Raw genomic sequence first — 857 nt, forward strand, 5'->3', positions numbered from 1 at the left:
GTCTCGGCGGGCTTCCAGGGTCATCCTGGTTGCGCGTTCACGCAGCTCATCGGGGTACTTCCTCGGTGCTGCCATGTCTCTCATCCTTCCCAGGATTGAGAGCCTCCATCAGACCCGGTACGAACCACACAGCACCCACTGCCGAGTCGGCCATCCGGACCGCGTGCGTCTGGCTCCCTGTCCAGAAGAACGCCCGCGCGACCCCCTGGAGAAGCTGGGAAACGACCAGAACCGCCCAGAAGGAGGACACAGTGAGTAGGAGGCAGGAGACCGACATGAACACCCCGGATGCAACCACGAACACCTTGTCGGGCAGTCGGCGCATAAGCGCGCCCAGACTCATCCGGGCGAGCACCTGAGCAACCGCCGCCGCGGCAACGACGATTCCGATTTCGGCGACGGCGTAACCGGCCCGAATCATCAACAGCGGAACGGCGATGCCAGAGATGCCGAGTGAGAGCGAGAACAGGGCCACTGTCACACCGGCGGCGACGCCGTCAGCAGACGAATCCGGTGACCCACCCGATCCGGACGATTCAGCTCTAGACACGGGTCACCCCGACTTTCTGCCGTCGATTTCAGTGGTAACCCTGCTCAGACACCAGGTGTGGCCTCCAATACCGTTGTTTTAGGTTGTTGGTGCTGGTGGGATGAGTCGCCAGATATGGACCCGGTGCCGAACTCTGTATGAGGCGGGTGTGCCGCGCTTGCGGGTGGGGAACCGGAAAGTGCGCCGGGTCACTTCCCGGGGTGCGAACCGGCAGCGCCGTGGGGGCAACAGATCATCCATCAGCTCGCCGAACGCCCATACGTCCAGGGCCACCAGATGCTCAGGGGGAAAAACGCCCACCGGTCTG

General features: G+C 63.4%; 1 protein-coding gene. It reads right to left on the reverse strand.

The window, feature by feature from the left end; genetic code table 11:
* Positions 1–46 precede the first annotated feature (46 nt).
* Positions 47–550, reverse strand: a complete 504-nt coding sequence (locus ACYVDG_RS32685) for an MFS transporter (RefSeq protein ID WP_460764183.1) — start codon at positions 548–550, stop codon at positions 47–49.
* Positions 551–857 lie beyond the last annotated feature (307 nt).

Source organism: Nocardiopsis oceani (assembly GCF_054777395.1).